Here is a 20655-nt window from a genome sequence, read left to right as displayed (position 1 = left end):
TATGGGGATATTTTCCGATGCTATCAAAATCGATAACCACCTTGAAGCTGTAAGTCAAATCCATTATCACCTGTACCAATTTGAGTTTCTATAAACACACTATTATCTGGAAAATTATGTCTTAGAATAACTCCATAATTGAAGCCAGAAACTCGGCTGCTCAAACCTACATTATTAATAGCATAATTTTTAAAATAAACGCCAGCAGAAAGATTTTTGCTAATTTTGTGTAAACCCTGAAATTGAAAGAAAAACTCTTTACCCATCTCCAAATTTGTCTTGAGGTTCAAACCATGACTAGTACTAAATTCTCCATTAAAAAGACCTAGAAATTCACCATTGCTATTATTCTCAACAAAAGCAATGCCAGGAGCTAAAGAAAAACCAAAATTCCTTTCTTGATGCTGATATAAATAACTTAAATAAGTAGAAAAAGGATTATTTTTATTAGAAGCACTATTCCAATCAACTCTCAAGTATGGTACGTGAGTGTTAATAGCTACAGGCCTTTTGGCTGAATTTAACCGCACATCAGTTTTAATATAGTTAAGAAGTATATTAGTATAGAAACCTAATGTTGGTTCTTCTATTCCTAAATTATTATTAGAAACGCCTGGGGCTGAGTTAGCATCTATATTAAACCATGTTCCTACATTAGCACTATAATTAAAATTTCCAGAAGAACCTGCTGCTAATAATTCAACTGTCGGCAATGAAAGATAACCGTTAAAGCTATTAAAAGTAACACCAATTTTGTCAACTCTAGTGAGTTCCATATAATCGAATGCTAAATCGGCTGCTCGCGCTTGAATTGGTACTATTGTCGAATCTGAGGAATTAAATTTTTGTACAAATTGTTGTCCTTGGGGACTTGTCAAAATTACTTCGGCAGCAGATGATTGGTTAATAGGATCAATAGAAGTATCAGTTAAAGGAATCGGAATACCAATGTAAGTCAGAGGGCCAAAAGTTTTATTAGAAAGCCTTAAATCAGAAAAGAATGTATTACCTTCCTTTAAAATAGAAATATCTCTTCCAAGAAATTGAACTGCTCGTTTGTGGTTTCCCGTTCTTATTTGTAAAATACTAGAGTTCTGATGAGTGACTTGACTAGGAAATGTATAAGTTCCAGATACCTGCTCTAGTCCACTAGATGCATTAGCATAAGATAAAGTGCGATTCAGCCTGTTATTAATTTGTCTTCTTTGTTCAGATGTAGCAGTTGTACTTAAAGAAGTAAAGCCTTCTCCATCCTTAAATTTTTGTCTAGCTTCTTGTAGACCTTGTTGAATATTATCAATTTGAATAGCTTCAAAAACTTCACCTAATAACAAACCTAATGTAGAATTTACTGATTGAATAGCATCAAGACTAGTATCGCTGAATTTAGCTGTCAGAGATAATCCTGGAGCAGAAAAAATATTAGAATAAGTAGCCTTGACTGCAACTGGATCGTATTGAATTAAACTGCGATTATGAGGACGGCTAACATATAGCCTATGCCAATCTGAACTTTCTTGAGTTTGAGATAGCGTCTGAAATACAGGTTGTCTTCTCCCTAAAGATAACCACATTAAAGAGTTAAAATAATGAAAGTCTTTCTCCGATTGAGAAAGAAAAGGATTGACTGCTACATTTAATAAATCATAGTTATCAAATTTGCCAAGTTGAGCAACCTTAATACCTGGTAAGGAAGAGATAGGAGCATTAAAACCAAAACCTTCTCCTGTCAAGATATTTCCCCAGGAGATACCAGTGGCTTCTAGGGCACTATTAGGAATGATTTCGCCTATCTTGAGTTTGACATTTCCATCATCTAGTAAAGGCTGTATATTCGTCGTTGGAAAGCCTTGCAAAATTTTGGGGGCATTGGCAGCATCTAAAGCTTGAAATAAAGCTTGTCCACCATTAATACTCAAAGTAGAACCACTACCAATAGCTGGAATAGGATTTCTTAAAACTGTGACATTAGGATTGTTTGAGTCAATTCCACTATTAATGGTAACTCTGCCAGCAGGTATCCCTTCAAGATTTACCAATTGTCCAACTATTGAGGTTATGGAAAAATTTTGAGTATCAACGTCTCCAAATAAATTCTGAAAATCTGTAGGTATAGCGAACAGAGTTTGCAATCCCCAAAATGCCTGTTGTGAGGTAACATTTTGGGTGATATAAGTATTAGTTTGTCTTCCTTGAGAGATGATACCGACTTGGGAGCCTTTCGTTTCAACTACTATTCTATTGCCATCGAGAACCCAGTAAAACTGGTCAGTCTTGGGAAATTTGGCATAAGTAAATTTATCAATAATCTGATTCTCTCCAGAAAATCTTACTCTTATATCCGTATCTATATAATTTTGATTTTTATTTGGCTTAAATAATTCAGTGGAAAAAGTAAGGTTATCTGTAGGGTTAATAATCCAAGGATACTTGTTGGCACTAAATGTTAGGGCATCAAGAATTATTGTCTTTTGGATTGCTTGTGGTTGCTTTTTTGTTCGGCGTAGTTTTTCTATTAATATTTGTTGCTGGGGTGTGTATGGTTTTGACGGATTTGAATTTGTTGATGGCTGAATTGTATTTGGTTGAGGCTTTTCTCGGTCTTCTTCAGGTAGCTGGGGAGGCTTTTCTTTGTATTCTTCAATCGGGATAACGTCAGCAATGGTGAATTTGCGTAACTGTTTTGGCTTCTCTAAGTTAGAGTTAGACTTTCTTAAAGCCTGTTTTAACAGTTCTTGGCTTTGCAAGTTATTTATTTTTCGATCTGAATTTATTAATGACTTGTTATGATTAGCGATTAAATCAATACTATGCCTGTCTATGCTTAGAGCGATCGCAGATAATTTAATAAATACAATTTTGTATAAAATTGTTGAAAACAACAAACAAATACCAAGAATTTTGATATGTTTTCTGAATCTCATTAGGGAGATATTGATAGTTCTTCGATTTGAATTTTTCAATGGTTTCAAAATATTTTTTTTGGCTATTCAACCTATTGAGCATTGGCTAATGTCGAAAATTAACCATTATTTAATACTTAGTCTTTGGATTTATTTGATTTGATGAATGGATTCAACAGTGTTTCAGTAAATATAGATAGTCAAAAAAGTTTTCTTTCTTATCCTGTCGGCAAATAATAAAATAGGATTAAGCAGATTTACTGCAACAAGAGTGTAATTCTTGAGCAAAAATTCAACCTCAGCGAAATCACCACAACTCAAAAATTGAGCGATTATTTAGCCGTATAAATACGTACTTAAAGATTAATAACTTAAAAAGTAGAGTAAAAATATACTTCAGGCTACTCGCTCTCGTCTGCAAATTTGATACATTTGCTGCTTTCTAGTAGAGTTTATTTATACATCCGGAGTAGACTGATTGAGCTAATTGAGGATACCCTTAGCCATGTATTGGAAATACTAGAGCGATATCTCACAATTAGCCGCTGTGCATTAATGCTGATGTAGATAAATTTCGCATTAATGTAAAAGCCAGTTTTCCTGAGAATTTCGACACAGTAGAAGACGATCGCATCGACCTAGAATGGTTTAGTGCGACTGGTAAATTACTCCGGTAAACTCACTAAATCTCTTATGTCTAATAACTAAATCTAATCATGCACAGTAAATACAATTAGTCCTAAACTTGTCTACACTAGGATTAGGGCGATGTCTACGACGGACTACGCCTACGCAATAAATTTGTGGCGTAGACAGGCAGTGGTTGATAAAAGCTTGTTGAAAAAGTTGTAAAGTATACTTAAAACCCCTCTTCAAATTTCTCCCTGAAACGGAGCGAGACTTTGAAACGCCGATTATCTTGTAGGCAAAGGGGGCTGGGAGAGTTAGGCTTTTAAGGCTTAGATGTTACGAAAAATACTTTTCAAACATCCTTTAAGAATCGCTTTTAACAAACTTTCCTGAACAGCCAAAGGTGAGGAAAGTATTAATAATTATTAAAAAAACTTAAGCTATTCTTGAGATAATCATGTTGCTGACTGGATATAACATTTAGATTTTTTTAAAAAAAGTTAATGAAATTTAGACATATTGATACAGAAATAGCGAGGTTAGAAGCCCTCCGCCAGTATCAAATTCTTGACACAGAACCCGAAGAAGCTTATGACAATCTTGCTCGGTTAGCGGCCTTTATTTGTGGCACTCCCATATCCTTGGTAAATTTTATTGATGAAAACCGTCAATGGTTTAAGGCAAAAATAGGTTTAGATGTATCAGAAATGCCCCGGAGTGTTGGATTATCTTATCTTTGCCAAGAGCAGCGTCATGTTGTAGTGGTTTCTGATACCCTAGCTGATGAAAAGTTGGCAAGTAATCCGGTAGTAACTGGCTATCCATATATACGGTTTTATGCAGGTGTACCCTTAATTACTCCGAAGGGAGATATGTTGGGAACTCTGTGCGCGATTGACCAAGTTCCACGACAACTAAGCCAAAAACAAGTGGAGGCATTTGTGGGTTTGAGTCGCCTGGTAATTGACCAACTCGAACTCAGGCGTCATGTAAGTGAGGTATCTAAAGTTACTCAGAAACTAGTGGCACACGAGCAAGCAGCCCGCGCCCAATCTGAAGCCGCCAAAACCCGCATCACCAATCTTCTCGAAAGTATCACTGATGGTTTTTTTGCCCTAGATCAAAAGTGGCAATTCACCTATATTAATGGTCAAGCAGAACGGCTGTTGCAAAAAACTCACAATCAGCTTTTGGGTAAAAATATCTGGGAGGTGTTTCCAGAAATTATCGGCACAACATTTGATTGTGAATATCGCAGGGCAGTCTTAGAACAGGTTAGTGTCGAATTTGAGGAGTTGTATCTGCCACAGCAGCAGTGGCTTAAAGTTCATGCCTATCCAGCTAAAGACGGCTTGTCTGTTTATTTTCAAGATGTTACTGAACGACGGAAAACAGCAGCAGCACTACGAGAAAGTGAAGAACGTTGGCAATTAGCATTACACGGTAATAATGATGGTATTTGGGATTGGAACCTCAAGACTAATGAAGTGTTCTTCTCAACTCGATGGAAGGAAATGCTCGGCTATAAAGACTACGAAGTTTCCAACCATTGGGATGAATGGATAAAACGAATCCATCCCGATGAGCGAGATTGGGTACTTCAGGCTTTCCAAGACCACTTTGCCAAGAAAACACCGTTTTACGTCTGTGAATATCGAGTCCAGTGCCAAGATGGCAGCTATAAATGGATTCTAGATCGAGGACAGGCACTTTGGGACGCATTGGGTGATATAGTGCGGATGGTTGGTTCTTATACTGATATCACAGATCGCAAGCAGGCAGATGAAGAATTAAAGCGGCAAAATCTGCGATCGCAACTATTTGCCGAAATCACCCTGAAAATTCGAGAATCTTTACAAATAGATGAAATTCTTCAAACCACTGTCACAGAGGTACAAAAACTACTACAAGCTGACCGTGTATTAATTTTTCGACTGGAACCTGACGGTTCGGGAACAGTGGTACAAGAGGCAGTGCTGCCTGGTTGGCCGGTAATTCTAGGAAAAAATCTTTTTGACCCCTGCTTCAAAGAAGACTATATAGAAAGATATCGCCAGGGAAGAGTAAGCGCCCTTGAAGACATTGAATCTGCTCATATCCAACCATGCCATCGAGAATTTCTTCAGCAGTTTGCTGTCAGGGCTAACCTTGTAGTGCCGATTATTGTCAGGGAGGATATTTGGGGCTTATTGCTAGCTCATCAGTGTAGCGCACCTCGACAGTGGAATCAGTTTGAAATGGATTTGTTACAGCAATTAGCGAACCAAATTGGGATTGCTTTATCTCAGGCAAAACTATTAGAAAAAGAAACCCAGCAAAGTCAGGAACTTACTCGTTCTAATGCGGAATTAGAACAGTTTGCCTACGTAGCTTCCCATGATTTGCAAGAGCCATTGCGGATGGTAACTAGTTATTTACAATTGCTGGAGCGGAGATACAAAAATCAACTGGATGCCAATGCGGATCAGTTTATCACCTATGCAGTAGATGGGGCCAGCCGGATGCAGACCCTAATCAACGATTTGTTAAACTATTCCCGCGTCAGCACCCGTGGACAGCCTTTTGTGCCAGTTGATTGTAGTGTTGTCTTAGAACAGGTGCTTGCTAATCTTCAAGTGGCGATCGCAGATAGTAAAGCAGTTGTCACTTATGATATTCTACCTGAAGTAATAGCCGATCCTACCCAATTAACACAAGTATTTCAAAACCTGATTGCCAACGCGATCAAATTTTGCGATCGTCAACAGCCATTAATTCACATTGGAGTAAGTAAGAGAGATACAAATATATTAGATGGAAAAAATTTAAATTTTACCCCCTCGGAGGATGAATGGTTGTTCTGGGTGCGTGATAATGGAATTGGTTTGGAATCCGAATATAGTGAACGTATTTTTATAATTTTTCAGCGCTTGCACGGTAGGGACAAGTATCTAGGTACTGGAATTGGTCTGGCAATTTGTAAGAAAATTATCGAACGCCACGGTGGCCGGATTTGGGTTGAGTCGAAACTGGGTCAAGGCTCGACTTTCTACTTCACAATTCCAGATAGAGTAGGTAAGCAATGGTAAACACCATAACAGCGATTATGCCTATTGAGGTTTTGTTAGTAGAGGATAATCCTGGCGATGTCCAACTTACACGCATCGCCCTAGAAGATAGTAAAATCTCAATTCATTTAAACGTAGTCGAGGATGGTGTAGAGGCAATGGCATTCTTGCGAAAACAGGGAAAATATGCTAAATTACCTCATCCAGATATTGTACTGCTCGATTTTAACCTTCCGAAAAAAGATGGACGAGAGGTATTAGCAGAAATAAAAGGAGATGAAAACCTCAAACGAATTCCTGTAGTAGTTTTGACTACTTCCCAGGCTGAAGAAGATATCCTCAAAGCCTATAACCTTTTTGCTAACTGTTATATAACTAAGCCAGTAGATTTCGATCAATTCGTTAAAATTGTCCAATCAATAGAAAATTTTTGGTTTGCGATCGTAAAACTGCCACCGGAGTAGTGGAAATGGCAGGTAAAAATATTATTAAAGTCTTGTTAGTAGAAGACAACCCTGGTGATGTCTTATTGTTACAAGAGTTATTCAAAGAAGTTACCACAGTTATAGTTGAGTTGATGCCCGTTGAACGGCTTTATGAAGCACTCAACTACTTAACAAACGAAATTTTTGATGTAATTTTGTTAGACCTCTCGCTGCCAGATAGCCAGGGATTACAAACTTTTGTCATGGCTCATAATCAGGCAAAAGCAACTCCAATTATTGTGCTGACGGGTATAAATGATGAAACCCTGGCAACTAGGGCAATGCAAAAAGGAGCGCAAGATTATTTAGTGAAGGGGCAAGTAACTGGCGACTTGCTGGTGCGATCTATGCGTTATGCCATCGAACGTCAGCAGGCAGACAACGCACTGCGGCAGAGTGAGGAGCGATTTCGGGTTGCTCTGAAAAATTCTCCAATTTTTGTCTATAACCAGGATAGAGATTTGCGGTACACCTGGGTTTACAATCCGCCATCTGGATTGACAGTTGAGAAAATATTGGGCAAGCAAGACTTAGATATCGTCCCAATAGAAGATGCTCAACGTCTCGTCGCAATTAAACGTGGAGTGCTGACTACAGGCATTGGAACGCGAGAAGAAGTATCAATTACCATCAAAGATACAACGCGATATTACGATTTAACTGTCGAGCCACTACGGAATGAAACCCAAGAAATTGTTGGAGTGACATGCGCCAGTATAGATATTAGCGAACGACAAGCTGCATTACGCGACCGCAAATTGGCACAAGAAAAAATTCGCGAACAAGCAGCATTACTAGATGTCACCACAGATGCTATCTGCGTCCGAGATTTAAACAATCAAATTATCTTCTGGAATAAAGGTGCAGAAACACTTTACGGTTGGCAAGCTACAGAGGCTTGGGGTAAAAATGCTAGCGAACTTTTGTATGACGAACCTTCACCGGAAATTGAAGCGGCTCTATTGCAAGCTATTAGTAAAGGGAAGTGGCAGGGCGAATTAACAAAACTTACTAAAATGAACAAAGAAGTCCTTGTGGCTAGTCGTTGGACTCTGGTATGCGATGAACAAGGAAAACCCAAATCAATTCTCACCGTTGACACAGATATTACCGAGAAAAAGCACCTAGAAGCCCAATTATTTCGCGCTCAACGCCTGGAAAGTATTGGCACTTTAGCTAGTGGTATTGCTCACGACCTCAACAACATCCTGACACCGATTTTGGCAGGAGCGCAACTGCTACCGCTAAAATTTCCTAATGCAGATGAGCGGACTCGTCATCTCCTAGAAATTTTAGAAATTAACGCTAGACGCGGTGCTGATTTAGTCAAACAGGTACTTTCCTTTGCGCGGGGTGTAGAAGGGAAGCACATCACTTTGCAACTCAAACATATAATTGTAGAAATTGCCAAGATTCTTAAAGAGACCTTTCCCAAATCGATAGAAATCAGCACTAATGTACCGCAAGATTTGTGGATGGTTTCTGGAGATAGTACTCAACTGCATCAAGTGCTGATGAACCTCTGCGTTAATGCCCGCGATGCTATGTCCAATGGTGGTACTTTGAGTATCTCTGCCGAAAATATGTTGATTGACGCAAATTATGCCCGCATGAACCTAGAAGCCAAAGAGGGGCCTTACATAGTGATTACTGTCTCCGATACTGGAGTTGGGATTCCGAAACAAATGCTAGATAGAATTTTCGAGCCATTCTTTACTACAAAAGATGTCGGACAGGGCACTGGTTTAGGACTTTCCACGGTATTGGGAATCGTTAAAAGTCACGGAGGTTTTGTAAATGTGTATAGTGAACTGGCAAGTGGCACTAGCTTTCAAGTTTACTTGCCAGCAGTGGGGGGAATGGAAACAATTAGCCCCGAAAATTTGCCACCACAGACAGGACATGGAGAATTGATTTTGGTTGTCGATGATGAAGCCGCCATTCAAGAGATTACGACAACATCATTAGAAGCTTACAACTACAAAATCTTAGTTGCCAATGATGGCATTGAAGCGATCGCGCTATATGCTCAAAATAGAGACAGAATTAGTGCTGTCCTCATGGATATTATGCTGCCCTCACTGGATGGTTTAATAGCCATACGTACCTTGCAAAAAATTAACCCCCAAGTCAAAATTATTGCCAGCAGTGGCCTTATGTCTGACAAGAAGCTCAGTGCAGTAGCAGCTATTGGTGTCAATACATTTTTGTCAAAGCCCTATACTGTCAACGAATTGTTGCTTTCTTTGCATAAAGTACTATCATGAATTAAATAATTGCGTAAGTATCCTGTTAACTGTGGGTACAAAATGCTGCTTTATTAAGTAGGTGCAAATTGTTTAGATTTGATATGATTGAGCATCCGTTAACAGACTCATTTTACCGATACTCACAGCTTGGCTATATTGTGGGTGGAAGTAGCTACTAGATAGATTTGGAGGATTGCTGGTTTATTTGCGATCGCCTTGCATATTTATGGCGATCGCAACTTAGCGTAACTTGACCATTATCTTCTCGATAACGGCCACTCATTAATTACATCTATACATTAAATCGGAACAACATTACATCCCCTTCCTGCACAACATACTCTTTCCCTTCACTGCGAACCAACCCTTTCTCCTTCGCAGCATTCATCGAACCAGTTGATACTAAATCTTTATAAGCAACAGTTTCGGCGCGAATAAATCCCCGCTCAAAATCACTGTGGATTACACCAGCAGCTTGGGGTGCAGACATTCCGGCATTAATTGTCCAAGCGCGGGTTTCTTTGGGGCCACTAGTGAAATATGTCCGCAAACCTAAAAGCGTGTAAGTTGCCCGAATCAATGATTTCAAACCGCCTTCTTCCACACCTAAAGACGCGAGGAAATCAGCTTTATCTTCCTCTGGTAATTCCACTAATTCAGCTTCAACTTGAGCCGAAACTATCACAACTTGGGCATTTTCTGTAGCTGCAATTTGCCGCACTGTTTCGACAAAATGATTACCAGTCGCCAACTCATCTTCAGATACATTCGCGGCGTAGATAATCGGTTTATAAGTGAGCAGTTCTAATCCTTTAATAATTACTGCTTCTTCTTCATTCAAGCTCACCTGACGCACCGATTTACCTTCATTTAAAGCCGCAGCTAATTTTTCTAAGACTGTGATTTCAAACTGTGCATCTTTGCTGGTACGAGCTAGTTTACGAGTACGATCAATGCGCCGCTCAATTTGTGCTAAATCTGATAAACCCAGTTCTATATTAATGATTTCAATATCTCGCGCTGGATCAACAGAACCAGCAACGTGGATAATATCATCATTTTCAAAACAACGTACCACATGGACGATCGCATCAACTTCCCGGATGTGGGATAGGAATTGATTCCCTAGTCCCTCACCCTGACTTGCGCCTTTAACTAAACCGGCAATATCTACAAATTCAACCCGCGCCGGGATGATTTGTGCTGAACTGGCAATCTTAGCAAGAACATTTAACCGTTCATCCGGTACTGCGACAACGCCGACATTCGGTTCAATCGTGCAAAAAGGGAAGTTAGCTGCTTCAGCTTTGGCATTAGCAACTACAGCATTAAATAAAGTAGATTTTCCGACGTTGGGAAGTCCGACAATTCCGGCTCTTAGCATTTTGGATTTTAGATTTGAGATTTTGGATTACATTACCAAGGTAATCTAAACAGGTTCCGGTATGGTTTGGGGAATTGTCCCTGGAACCGTCTGAGGAATAGGAGCAGGTACTGGTTCTGGTACAGGCCCCGGTAACGGTTGAGGAATCGCTGGTCCCGGTACAGGTTCGGGACTAGGTAGCGGATTCGGCTCAGGATTGGGACTAGGTAGCGGACTCGGCCCTGGAGTAGGAATTTGTGGTTCAGGTATAGAAATTGCAGTAGGATTAATCATCGTAAGTCTAAATTAAATTATTCAACCTTCCCACGCTAGATGACAACCTCATCTGTTGACATCTCCCCAAATAGCTATACCCACCAACACATCCTTTAATAATTTACCCCTCTTCTCATTCTCCGCGTCCCTCTGCGCTTCCCTTTGCGCCCCTCTCCGTTTAAAATCCAACCTCAATTCCCCACCATTTGCACAAAACTACTCCTCCTTCACCTTTTCCACCACCTCTGGCACTGGATCGTAACCACCCGGATGAAACGGATGACAGCGCAAAATTCGCAGAGTTGCCATCCAGCTACCACGCAACACTCCAAATCGCTCAATAGCTTCAATAGCATACATCGAACAAGTTGGTTGAAAGCGACAAGTCGGGAGAAACAACGGCGAGATAAACATTCGGTAGCCCCGAATCAGCCAAATAAATAATAATTTCATTGCAGCTACCCAAATCTTATAAATTAGTAACAGGGGTAAAACTTTTCATTTTGTCGCATCTTTGCTAATTACATTTTCTGACTTCACCTCAATTCCGGTTTTCTGGCTGCAAATTGCGTTGGCTGTGCCCGCCGAAGGCATCGCTGCAATTTGGGTGTTACTCATCCTCCTGATTGCAGGGGTGGTAAACCGCTTTGCCGACAAGCCAGAAATCGTGCGGAAGATAGTTCATATAGGCACTGGTAACGTGATTTTAATCGCCTGGTGGCTAGATATTCCCGCCAGTGTAGGGATTACAGCTTCTATTTTAGCGAGTGCAATCACCTTATTATCCTACCGATTACCAATTCTTCCTGGTATTAATAGCGTTGGACGGCAAAGCTTAGGGACATTTTTTTACTCTATCAGTTTCGGCATTTTAGTTGCCTGGTTCTGGTATTTACAACAACCCCAATACGCAGCACTCGGAATTTTGGTGATGACTTGGGGAGATGGATTAGCAGCCTTAATTGGGCAACGCTTTGGTAAACATAAGTATAAAGTTTTTGGGACAGAAAAAAGTTGGGAAGGCTCCCTAACTATGATGCTTGTTAGCTATGTTGTCAGTAGTTTGATTTTAGTTGGAACTCAAGGAAACAGTTGGCAAACTTGGGCAGTATCACTGTTAGTTGCAGTTATCGCTACTGGTTTAGAAGCTGTTTCATTTTTGGGTATTGACAATTTGACAGTTCCTTTGGGTAGTGCAGCCCTTGCCTTCTTTTTAAGTCAGTTAGTTCTGAATTAGTAATTGCCTAGACTCCTATTCCTAGTTGAGCAAATAAGAGACAGTGCCAAAAATTTATTGTTAGTTAATAAATGTAGCGCTTCTCAATTGAGTCTAATACGGGTAAGGAAGTTCGTAGTAAGGACTTTAGTCCTTATTTTCTAAGCACTAAAGTGCTTACTACAAACCCTCAAAACTGACTTACTGGTTTAGCAGTCCGATCGCAATTTCAAGATACATCTTAGCCTTGTGCAAGTTAAGCAAGCTTTCTTGGTCGTATCTGTCAGGGTAGCTCATAGCCTTTCCTTCCATTGTCAGCTTAATCAGCGCCGCTTGCTCATCTGTGGGTGAGTTCATCTCATCGTACTACACCTTCAAGAAATTGAATAACGCTAAAACCTGGTGACTTCAACCCTCTTCCTTGCCTTAGTTGAGCGAGTGCTATCTGTGGGAATGCCATTAAGGTAACAATCCAACTGGTCTTGTACCCTCCGTTCCCAGTAGGCTTCAATCCGTAACGCCTACACAAGTCTCTCAATTCAGCAATAGTTTTGATTTCGAGTTCTGACCTTGTGAACATAAAATAGAGTTACCCATTTGTAAAAGTGGTATCGGTGGTGAACCATTTACAAGGTGAGAACACCACCGATTTAAAAGTTTATTCTAATGGTTTCATTAGTATCAACCTATATTTACATCTCTCAACAATGCCTAATCCTAAAGGGAACCCTCAAAATTTTGAACCAGCGCAACCAAAGGGAGATAAGCCATTAACTGACCAATTGAGTTTTAGAGTCTCTAAGGAAATGAAGGAAGAGGTAAAGGCTAAGGACGATCCTCCTGAATTTTGTCGCCAAGCTATCCAAAAAGCACTAGATGAAGATAAGAAGAAGTAGTTATACCAATTTGAAAAAAGAATGGGACAAATAGACTCTTTGTAGAGACGCGATGAATCGCGTCTTTAGCCAAGGATGTGTTGCAATCATTAATTGAATTGGTATTAAAAGTTTTTGGACTAAAACTTCAAGAACTATAATAAAGCCCTCCTATTAGAGAGGGCTTTATCGCTAAGTCAAACTCTTAATTTAATTAAGACCATAGTCCTATTGCCAATTTTTCGTATCGGCTCAATTAACAAAAAATAAATCTTTTTGATTATATTCAACACCATCCATTACGTGAAAATTGAGCCGAGTTTATGACTGCGATCGCTCCAAAATCCAATCGAGTAAAATCGGATTGACTAACTCCGGCGCTTCATCCTGCGGACAATGCCCCACTCCCTCTAAAGGAATAAACTTTTCTACTTGCCCAAAGTTAGCTAATTCTCTCCCTAATTTAATTGGTTCCCACGGATCGGCCGTTCCCCACAAGATAATCGCAGGACAGGGTAACAGTGGTAAAAGGTCTTCTGGTAGTGGCCCTGTAGAATAAGAAGTAAAAGCAAGAAACACAGCCCCAGCCCCCGGATCGCTTGCTGGTGACATCAAAATATCTACCAACTCATCTGTCACTATCTCAGGATTCGAGTATGCTTGCAGCAGAATTTTCCGCACCGTTTTCGGTTTGGCGAGTTGATTGAAAAAGAAATCGCCAACTGGTTTGATAGACAACAGGCGTTGCAGTAGAGGCGCTCCGTAACGACGAGATAAAGGTAAAGTTACCCGTTTGCGATCGTGCAACAGCCGTAAAGAACAGTTGAGTAAAGCAACTCCCAAGGCAATATCTGGGTTGCTTACTGCTGCTTGCATGGCGACAATACAGCCAATGGAATTTCCAACTAAAAAAGCTGGCTCACCCACCACTTCACGGCAAAAATCTGCTACTTGCTGTCCCCAAGTTTCTAGAGTATAGGCAATTTTTTCACCAGGTTCAGGTTTTGCGGAAGCGCCAAAACCAATCAAATCGATCGCATAAACACGGCAATTTTCCGCTAATACCGGAATATTTTTTCGCCAGTGCCACCAAGAAGCACCAAATCCATGCACCAGGACAACAGCTGGCCCAGTAGTTCCTTGGGTTTGGTAACAGATCGGAAAATCTTGCCAAATCCAGGTTTTTGTAGAGTTAAGTGCTGTTTTTGAACTTGAGGTTGTCATGGGAAATTTGATGTAAAGAATGCTAAAAGCTTTTTAGCAGCAAAGCACAAGTAAAATTGTTTTGAATTTGCAGAAAATTTATCAGATTTTCAAAATAAATCTTTGGCTCTAGTGATAGCCTATACATATACCACAAAAGCTTCTAAGCTGATAGTTTTATCCAGTATAGAAAGTTTTCATCTTATTGATAGAGGTAATTTACTCACAACTGAGATGATGTCAGTATTAAAAATCATAACGTTTCTAATATGAGTAATATTTGGGCTATTTTTTAGATGTGAGTGAATTAGCATCAGTGCTAGATTCAGTAGTTTTACAATTTACGATCGCAAATTTGGTCTATAAGATTGGCGAATATGAGGCATCGGCTAAGGGGTGGTTTGCAACTGGAAACTGACGCTGAATTTAACAATATTTTTCTTGTTCCTAGTTCTGCGGGCCAGAAATCATGAATCTACTAGAAACAATTGATACTCCCGTTGGGAGCTACGCACCAGATTTTGAATTGCCAGGAATTGATGGTCAAGTACACCATCTCAGGCGTTATCTTGAGAAGTTCCGAGCAGTCGGCGTTATTTCTATGTGTAACCACTGCCCTTATGTCGATCGGTATTTAGGCAGACTAAAAAACATTCAAGCCGAATTTGCCCCAAAAGGCTTCACACTAATTGGACTCAATGGTAGTAATGTTGACTACGACACTAGGTCAAGCTTTGAAAATATGAAAGCTTTTGCCCGACGTCACCAGTTGAATTTCCCCTACCTGTGGGACTCAACGCAAGATGTGACCGGCAGTTTCGGCGCAACAAAAACACCAACAGCCTTTCTCATAGATACTAACGGTATAGTCCGCTATAAAGGTAAAATTGATAATCATCCCCAAGAACCATTACCAGTGGGAGAGGATTATTTGAGAACTGCGATCGCTTCTCTGTTTAAAGGTGAAGAAATAGCCATACCACAAACAGAACCAGTAGGTACTACATTGATTTGGCGTAACTAGACATAGATAGTCCCTGTAACTGTTATCTTAAATTGGAGGCAATTGCAACTTTTTTGATAAAGCGTAACTTCATGGGAACGAATTACCGACGGGTTTTACTCAAACTGAGCGGTGAAGCCTTAATGGGCAACATGGGCTATGGCATTGATCCAGAAGTAGTCAAAGGAATAGCACAAGAATTAGCAGAGGTGATAGCCACTGGTACTCAAATCGCCATAGTTGTTGGCGGCGGCAATATTTTTCGTGGCGTTAAAGCAGCGTCGGCGGGGATGGACAGGGCAACCGCTGACTATATCGGGATGATTGCCACGGTAATGAATGCCATGACGCTGCAAGATTCGCTAGAACACATAGGAGTACAGACGCGGGTGCAAACCGCGATCGCTATGCAAGAATTAGCAGAACCATATATTCGTCGTCGTGCCATCCGTCATCTTGAAAAAGGACGGGTGGTAATTTTTGGTGCTGGTTCTGGAAATCCCTTTTTTACTACAGATACAACTGCGGCATTAAGAGCAGCAGAAATCGATGCTGAGGTGATTTTTAAAGCCACCAAAGTAGATGGAGTATATGATGCCGATCCTCAAATTTATCCAGACGCCAAGCGCTACAATAGCCTTACCTACGCGCACGTTTTAGCCCAAGATTTGCGGGTGATGGATAGTACTGCGATCGCCTTGTGTAAAGAAAATAATATCCCAATTCTGGTATTTGACCTAACGGTGCGAGGAAATATCCACCGAGCAGTCTTGGGAGAATCCATCGGCACCCTTGTGGGAGGTTCTTGTGAAATTAGCTGAAGCTGAAAGTACGATGCAAAAAACCGTTGAGGCAACTCAACGAGCTTTTAACTCGATTCGCACTGGTCGCGCCAATGCGAGTCTATTAGATAAGGTATTGGTGGACTATTACGGTTCGCCTACTTCCTTGAAATCACTGGCAAATATTAGCACGCCAGATGCTACGACAATCTTAATTCAACCCTACGAGCGCAACACCCTAAACATCGTTGAGAAGGCTATTTCCCTCTCAGATGTGGGTTTAACACCTAGTAACGACGGTTCTGTAATCCGGTTGAATATTCCGCCTTTAACCAGCGAACGCCGTAAAGAATTTGTCAAAATGGCATCCAAGTATGCTGAAGAGGGTCGTGTTGCTATTCGTAACATTCGCCGCGATGCTATAGACGCCATTCGCAAACAGGAGAAAGCCTCTGAAATCTCCAAAGATGAATCAAAAGACCAACAAGACAAGTTGCAAAAATTGACAAATGAGTATACTGCCAAAATAGATGCACTGTTGGCAGAAAAAGAAAAAGACATCACGACTGTTTAAAGTCTCAAGTCTTAAGTATAAAGGCTGAAGGATAATGGATAAATTCTTCAGCCTTTATCATTTCTTAAGTTATTGCATAAATTCTAGAAAAATTGATCGAGTAAGTAAGTAGACATGAATAATTAAAGTAGGAACAATTCATCAATTGCCCCTACTCAATAGAAAATAAACTAATTCTGGAGCCAAAATTCAATATGTACGACTGCATCATCGTCGGCGCTGGGCCAGCTGGTGGAACAGCTGCATATCATTTAGCCAAACAAGGTCGCTCAGTATTAGTGTTGGAAAAAGAATCTCTGCCAAGATATAAACCTTGTGGTGGTGGTGTATCTCCAGCGATCGCTCAATGGTTCGACTTTGATTTTAGCCCAGTAATTTCTGTAAAAGCCGACTCCCTTCGCTTTACCTGGAATTTGGGCGACCCCGTAGAAGCAAAAATCGCCACCAAAGAACCAGTCTGGATGGTGCGACGAGATATTTTTGACCATTTCCTAGTGCAGCAAGGGCAAAAGCAAGGGGCTGAACTACGAGATAATACGGAAGTAACAGGTATTGAGTTTCAAAGCGACTACTGGCAAGTTAACACAGCTAATGGCTCAGTTACAGGTCGCTACTTAATCGCGGCTGATGGTGTTAAAGGGCCAATGGCAAAATGGCTCGGCTTCAAAGACCGTAAACGCCGTTTAGCAGGAGCTTTGGAAGCAGAAGTTATTGCAGATGTCAAGGATAAATCTACAATTCATTTCGAGTTTGGCTTGGTGAAAAACGGCTACATTTGGAACTTCCCGAAGGCGGACGGTTATTCCATTGGTGTCGGTACATTTGTCGGCGGCAAACCCCAGGATTTTAAGAAAATTTTAGATGAGTACGCGCGATCGTTTAATGTAGATATCAAAACTGGCAAGCAATATGGTTATCCTCTTTGCTTGTGGGATGGCAACCAAAAGTTGCATACTCAAAATGCAGTTTTAGCTGGGGAAGCAGCTTGTGTAGTCGATCCGATGACGGCAGAAGGCATTCGTCCGTCAATTTTTAGCGGTTTAATTGCAGCAGAAGCCATTAATGAGGCACTTTCTGGTGATACCAACGCTTTAGAAAAATATAGCGAAGCCATTAATGAACAATGGGGTACTGAGATGGCTTGGGCACAAAAATTAGGTGGAGCATTCTATCGCTTTCCTGGCATTGGCTACAAAGTTGGTGTTAAGCGTCCTTCCGGTGCGAAAATCATGGGTAAGATTCTGTGTGGAGAACTGCGCTATGGCGATGTTGCCGGTCGTGCCCTCAAGCGTTTAATTCCTGGTTTTGGAGGTTAATTAAGACAAGTTGTTTAAGCAACTTGTTAAAGGTAAGCAAACTTCTGCCACAGTGTACTAGGCATTTCTCAATATGGCAATTTACTTGACAAAACGGCTGTCTATGTTCGCTAGTATTCTTGCTCTTGTGCTCTTCATGCCGGGAATTGCCTTAGCTGCACCCGTTCAAATCAATACTACTTCTAGCGTTATTTTCGCCCAAACTACCAAAACTGCAAACTACTCCACTTCGTCGGAGATTATCCTGACTCCTTTACAGCGCCAAGAACTCCAAGCTGTGCGTCAAAGAAGAAACAGGGAAATTGAGGCAGTGTTAAACTCAGCCCAACGTGCCCAACTTACTCACAATCTTCGTGCTGGTAATAATATCAAGCAAGCCCTAGAAAAATTAAATTTGCAACCAGAACAGCAAGATTTTGTAAAGGCGATCGTCCAATTTACTAACTTGAAAATGAAAGCTATTTCATCTAGGCATTCGCTAAAAATGGTAAAGCAATAAAGGTTTTGCTTGTAGAGTAAAATTTTGAGCTTTTGTCAGATAAAATATCAATAATATTTTCTCTGACGGTCTTTTGGATAAAGTGCGATCGTGCGATCGCACTTTTTATTGTAGGTAAAATAAGTTTTGATCATTAAATTCTATTATCGGGAAAGGCAGGAGTTAGGAAGCAGCACTTCGACTACGCTCAGTGACCTGAGGCAGGAGGGAAACTGGCTCACTTCGGCTAACTAGCAATATCTAGCTCAGGTTCGGAGTATTCGCTCAACTAAATGGGATCTTGCACCCGAACTAAGGCAACTTCTGCTAGCGATGCCTGCGGCGGGCTGCGCCAACGCTTAAGATAATCAGATGCACATAGGGTTGTCGCTGCATGAGGGGGATTTTTGGCACTCATAGGGATAACTTGCCTATCAATCAATTATACCCTTCATCCTCTGTAATAATACCCGTTTCAAACATCCGGTGATATTCGTTTACAGTCCACAGGCGGACTCTAGTTTGTGTCATTATGTATTTCCTTTAGCGATTGCACATCACTTTTAGGCGATATCATCATCTGCAAAGTGCAAATATCTGTTACTCTCAACTTTTGCAGCATCTATAATTAATCTTGCCCTATTTAGTTCGTTACCATGTCGGAAGAAGATATCCGAGCCGCAAGGCTGGAGAAAGTAGAACAACTCAAGCAGCTAGGGACTAACCCTTATGCCTATCGTTGGGAATCTACCCATCATGCAGCGCAGTTGCAAGAAAAGTTTGCCGATTTATCGAGTGGTGAAGAAGTCGATTTAGAAGTTGCCATAGCCGGACGCATTATGGCGCGTCGCGTTTTTGGTAAACTGGCTTTCTTCACCTTGCAAGATGAAACCGGTACAATTCAGCTTTATCTAGATAAAAATCGTATCCAAGAAGGTATGGCAGATATTGATGCCGATGCCTTCAATCACCTGAAGCAACTTACAGATGCAGGCGACATTTTAGGAGCCAAAGGTACTATTAAACGGACTGAAAAGGGCGAGTTATCTGTCTACGTTAAACAATATACTATCCTCACTAAATCACTGTTGCCCCTACCCGACAAGTGGCATGGATTAACGGATGTTGCCAAGCGCTATCGTCAGCGCTACGTTGACTTGATTGTTAACCCGGAAGTGCGGCAAACTTTCCGCCGTCGTGCCCAAATTACTGCCGGTATTCGCCGTTATTTAGAACAGCGAGATTTTCTGGAAATTGAAACTCCAGTTTTGCAAAGTGAGACTGGAGGTGCAGATGCACGTCCATTTATCACCTACCACAACACTTTAGAAATGGAATTGTATCTGCGAATTGCCACAGAACTCCATCTCAAGCGGTTGATTGTGGGTGGTTTTGAAAAGGTGTTTGAATTGGGGCGGGTTTTCCGCAATGAGGGAATTTCGACTCGACATAATCCCGAATTTACGACGATTGAAATTTACCAAGCTTACGCCGACTACAACGATATGATGGCGTTGACTGAAGGGATTATTACTACTGTCGCCCAAGAGGTACTCGGCACATTGGAAATCACCTACCAAGGGGAACCGATAAATTTGACACCACCTTGGCGGCGGGTAACAATGCACGATTTAGTTAAAGAATTTACGGGCTTGGATTTTAATTCCTTCCAAAGTTTAGAAGAAGCAAAAACAGCAAGTAAAAATGCTGGTATTCCTGGTATAGATGAAGCCCAATCAATTGGTAAGTTACTAAATTTAGCCTTTGAAGAGAAAGTAGAAGCTAATTTAATTCAACCTACTTTTGTAATTGATTATCCTGTAGAAATTTCGCCCCTAGCAAAACCGCACCGTTCTCAACCTGGTTTGGTAGAACGATTTGAGTTATTTATAGTCGGGCGAGAAACTGGGAATAGCTTCTCAGAACTTACCGATCCCATCGATCAAAGAGAACGTTTAGAAGCTCAAGCGGCGCGGAAAGCTGCTGGTGACTTAGAAGCCCAAGGTGTAGATGAAGACTTTCTCACCGCTTTGGAATATGGTATGCCGCCTACAGGTGGTTTAGGGATTGGGATCGATCGCTTGGTGATGTTATTAACCGATTGTGCCAGTATTCGGGATGCGATCGCTTTCCCTTTACTCAAGCCAGAAAAATCAGAATCATCCCCAGAAGAATCCTAATCTTACACCCCATTCCTTAATCCCCTCCTCGCTTGCGGGGCTGAAGTGTACACACATCCTGTCAATTAAGCCCAA

General features: G+C 40.9%; 18 protein-coding genes. 11 read left to right on the top strand and 7 right to left on the bottom strand.

What is annotated here, in order from left to right; genetic code table 11:
- Window positions 1-23: 23 nt before the first annotated feature.
- The gene (locus RMZ95_RS17505) at window positions 24-2747 is read right to left on the bottom strand and encodes a hypothetical protein (protein WP_322686699.1); all 2724 of its coding nucleotides are present in this window, start codon (window positions 2745-2747) and stop codon (window positions 24-26) included.
- 1289 nt (window positions 2748-4036) lie between these two features.
- Here RMZ95_RS17505 and RMZ95_RS17500 point away from each other — a divergent pair.
- From RMZ95_RS17500 to RMZ95_RS17490, 3 genes are read left to right on the top strand one after another with little or no spacing between them, the layout of a single operon-like run.
- Complete coding sequence (locus RMZ95_RS17500; RefSeq protein ID WP_322686700.1) at window positions 4037-6601, top strand: GAF domain-containing protein; 2565 nt, start codon at window positions 4037-4039, stop codon at window positions 6599-6601.
- A complete protein-coding gene (locus tag RMZ95_RS17495) occupies window positions 6595-7044 on the top strand; it encodes a response regulator (protein WP_292814634.1) in 450 nt (149 codons plus the stop codon). Before RMZ95_RS17500 ends, RMZ95_RS17495 begins: the two co-directional genes overlap by 7 nt.
- Window positions 7045-7049: 5 nt before the next feature.
- Entirely contained in the window at window positions 7050-9332 is a 2283-nt protein-coding gene (locus RMZ95_RS17490; RefSeq protein ID WP_322686701.1) for a response regulator, read from the top strand.
- A gap of 274 nt (window positions 9333-9606) precedes the next feature.
- Here RMZ95_RS17490 and ychF read toward each other — a convergent pair whose 3' ends face one another.
- From ychF to yidD, 3 genes are all read right to left on the bottom strand, one after another.
- Complete coding sequence (gene ychF / locus RMZ95_RS17485) at window positions 9607-10698, bottom strand: redox-regulated ATPase YchF (protein WP_322686702.1); 1092 nt, start codon at window positions 10696-10698, stop codon at window positions 9607-9609.
- A gap of 45 nt (window positions 10699-10743) precedes the next feature.
- Window positions 10744-10971, bottom strand: a complete 228-nt coding sequence (locus RMZ95_RS17480; RefSeq protein WP_104905863.1) for a hypothetical protein — start codon at window positions 10969-10971, stop codon at window positions 10744-10746.
- Window positions 10972-11169: 198 nt separating this feature from the next.
- Entirely contained in the window at window positions 11170-11406 is a 237-nt protein-coding gene (yidD, locus tag RMZ95_RS17475; protein WP_179068601.1) for a membrane protein insertion efficiency factor YidD, read from the bottom strand.
- 61 nt (window positions 11407-11467) lie between these two features.
- On the opposite strand from yidD, the gene RMZ95_RS17470 reads away from it, so the two are divergent.
- A complete protein-coding gene (locus RMZ95_RS17470) occupies window positions 11468-12190 on the top strand; it encodes an SEC59/DGK1/VTE5 family protein (RefSeq protein WP_322686703.1) in 723 nt (240 codons plus the stop codon).
- A 180-nt stretch (window positions 12191-12370) separates the two neighbouring features.
- Here RMZ95_RS17470 and RMZ95_RS17465 read toward each other — a convergent pair whose 3' ends face one another.
- Window positions 12371-12526, bottom strand: coding sequence for a hypothetical protein (locus RMZ95_RS17465; RefSeq protein WP_322660519.1), 156 nt, complete (start codon window positions 12524-12526; stop codon window positions 12371-12373).
- 257 nt (window positions 12527-12783) lie between these two features.
- Here RMZ95_RS17465 and RMZ95_RS17460 point away from each other — a divergent pair, with 257 nt between their 5' ends.
- Window positions 12784-13065, top strand: coding sequence for a hypothetical protein (locus tag RMZ95_RS17460; protein WP_409882898.1), 282 nt, complete (start codon window positions 12784-12786; stop codon window positions 13063-13065).
- Window positions 13066-13365: 300 nt separating this feature from the next.
- Here RMZ95_RS17460 and RMZ95_RS17455 read toward each other — a convergent pair whose 3' ends face one another.
- Window positions 13366-14268: an alpha/beta fold hydrolase gene (locus tag RMZ95_RS17455; protein ID WP_322686705.1), complete on the bottom strand. Its 903-nt coding sequence runs from the start codon at window positions 14266-14268 to the stop codon at window positions 13366-13368.
- A 448-nt stretch (window positions 14269-14716) separates the two neighbouring features.
- Here RMZ95_RS17455 and RMZ95_RS17450 point away from each other — a divergent pair, with 448 nt between their 5' ends.
- The 5 genes from RMZ95_RS17450 to RMZ95_RS17430 all read left to right on the top strand — a co-directional run bounded on the left by RMZ95_RS17450 (window position 14717) and on the right by RMZ95_RS17430 (window position 18421).
- Window positions 14717-15271, top strand: a complete 555-nt coding sequence (locus RMZ95_RS17450) for a thioredoxin family protein (RefSeq protein ID WP_322669723.1) — start codon at window positions 14717-14719, stop codon at window positions 15269-15271.
- 71 nt (window positions 15272-15342) lie between these two features.
- A complete protein-coding gene (gene pyrH / locus RMZ95_RS17445; RefSeq protein WP_322686706.1) occupies window positions 15343-16071 on the top strand; it encodes a UMP kinase in 729 nt (242 codons plus the stop codon).
- The gene (gene frr / locus RMZ95_RS17440) at window positions 16058-16606 is read left to right on the top strand and encodes a ribosome recycling factor (protein WP_322660513.1); all 549 of its coding nucleotides are present in this window, start codon (window positions 16058-16060) and stop codon (window positions 16604-16606) included. Before pyrH ends, frr begins: the two co-directional genes overlap by 14 nt.
- A gap of 194 nt (window positions 16607-16800) precedes the next feature.
- Complete coding sequence (locus tag RMZ95_RS17435) at window positions 16801-17922, top strand: geranylgeranyl reductase family protein (RefSeq protein WP_322686707.1); 1122 nt, start codon at window positions 16801-16803, stop codon at window positions 17920-17922.
- A gap of 73 nt (window positions 17923-17995) precedes the next feature.
- Window positions 17996-18421, top strand: a complete 426-nt coding sequence (locus RMZ95_RS17430) for a hypothetical protein (RefSeq protein WP_322686708.1) — start codon at window positions 17996-17998, stop codon at window positions 18419-18421.
- 268 nt (window positions 18422-18689) lie between these two features.
- On the opposite strand, the gene RMZ95_RS17425 is transcribed toward RMZ95_RS17430, so the two are convergent.
- Window positions 18690-18818, bottom strand: coding sequence for a hypothetical protein (locus tag RMZ95_RS17425; RefSeq protein WP_322686709.1), 129 nt, complete (start codon window positions 18816-18818; stop codon window positions 18690-18692).
- A gap of 238 nt (window positions 18819-19056) precedes the next feature.
- Between RMZ95_RS17425 and lysS the strand changes: the two genes are divergently transcribed.
- Window positions 19057-20580: a lysine--tRNA ligase gene (gene lysS, locus RMZ95_RS17420; RefSeq protein ID WP_322686710.1), complete on the top strand. Its 1524-nt coding sequence runs from the start codon at window positions 19057-19059 to the stop codon at window positions 20578-20580.
- Window positions 20581-20655: the final 75 nt, after the last annotated feature.

The organism is Nostoc sp. DedQUE07, assembly GCF_034530975.2.
Classification (GTDB): domain Bacteria; phylum Cyanobacteriota; class Cyanobacteriia; order Cyanobacteriales; family Nostocaceae; genus Nostoc.
The sequence above is the reverse complement of the archived record's forward strand: the minus strand, read 5'-3'. Positions and strand labels throughout refer to the sequence as shown.

Excerpts from the sequence above, each read along its gene's own strand:
- ychF (WP_322686702.1), bottom strand. The coding sequence starts at position 10,698 with ATGCTAAGAGCCGGAATTGTCGGACTTCCCAACGTCGGAAAATCTACT.
- RMZ95_RS17450 (WP_322669723.1), top strand. The coding sequence starts at position 14,717 with ATGAATCTACTAGAAACAATTGATACTCCCGTTGGGAGCTACGCACCA.
- RMZ95_RS17435 (WP_322686707.1), top strand. The coding sequence starts at position 16,801 with ATGTACGACTGCATCATCGTCGGCGCTGGGCCAGCTGGTGGAACAGCT.
- RMZ95_RS17490 (WP_322686701.1), top strand. The coding sequence starts at position 7,050 with ATGGCAGGTAAAAATATTATTAAAGTCTTGTTAGTAGAAGACAACCCT.
- RMZ95_RS17465 (WP_322660519.1), bottom strand. The coding sequence starts at position 12,526 with ATGAACTCACCCACAGATGAGCAAGCGGCGCTGATTAAGCTGACAATG.
- RMZ95_RS17500 (WP_322686700.1), top strand. The coding sequence starts at position 4,037 with ATGAAATTTAGACATATTGATACAGAAATAGCGAGGTTAGAAGCCCTC.
- RMZ95_RS17425 (WP_322686709.1), bottom strand. The coding sequence starts at position 18,818 with ATGAGTGCCAAAAATCCCCCTCATGCAGCGACAACCCTATGTGCATCT.
- RMZ95_RS17430 (WP_322686708.1), top strand. The coding sequence starts at position 17,996 with ATGGCAATTTACTTGACAAAACGGCTGTCTATGTTCGCTAGTATTCTT.
- RMZ95_RS17495 (WP_292814634.1), top strand. The coding sequence starts at position 6,595 with ATGGTAAACACCATAACAGCGATTATGCCTATTGAGGTTTTGTTAGTA.
- yidD (WP_179068601.1), bottom strand. The coding sequence starts at position 11,406 with ATGAAATTATTATTTATTTGGCTGATTCGGGGCTACCGAATGTTTATC.
- RMZ95_RS17455 (WP_322686705.1), bottom strand. The coding sequence starts at position 14,268 with ATGACAACCTCAAGTTCAAAAACAGCACTTAACTCTACAAAAACCTGG.
- pyrH (WP_322686706.1), top strand. The coding sequence starts at position 15,343 with ATGGGAACGAATTACCGACGGGTTTTACTCAAACTGAGCGGTGAAGCC.
- lysS (WP_322686710.1), top strand. The coding sequence starts at position 19,057 with ATGTCGGAAGAAGATATCCGAGCCGCAAGGCTGGAGAAAGTAGAACAA.
- RMZ95_RS17480 (WP_104905863.1), bottom strand. The coding sequence starts at position 10,971 with ATGATTAATCCTACTGCAATTTCTATACCTGAACCACAAATTCCTACT.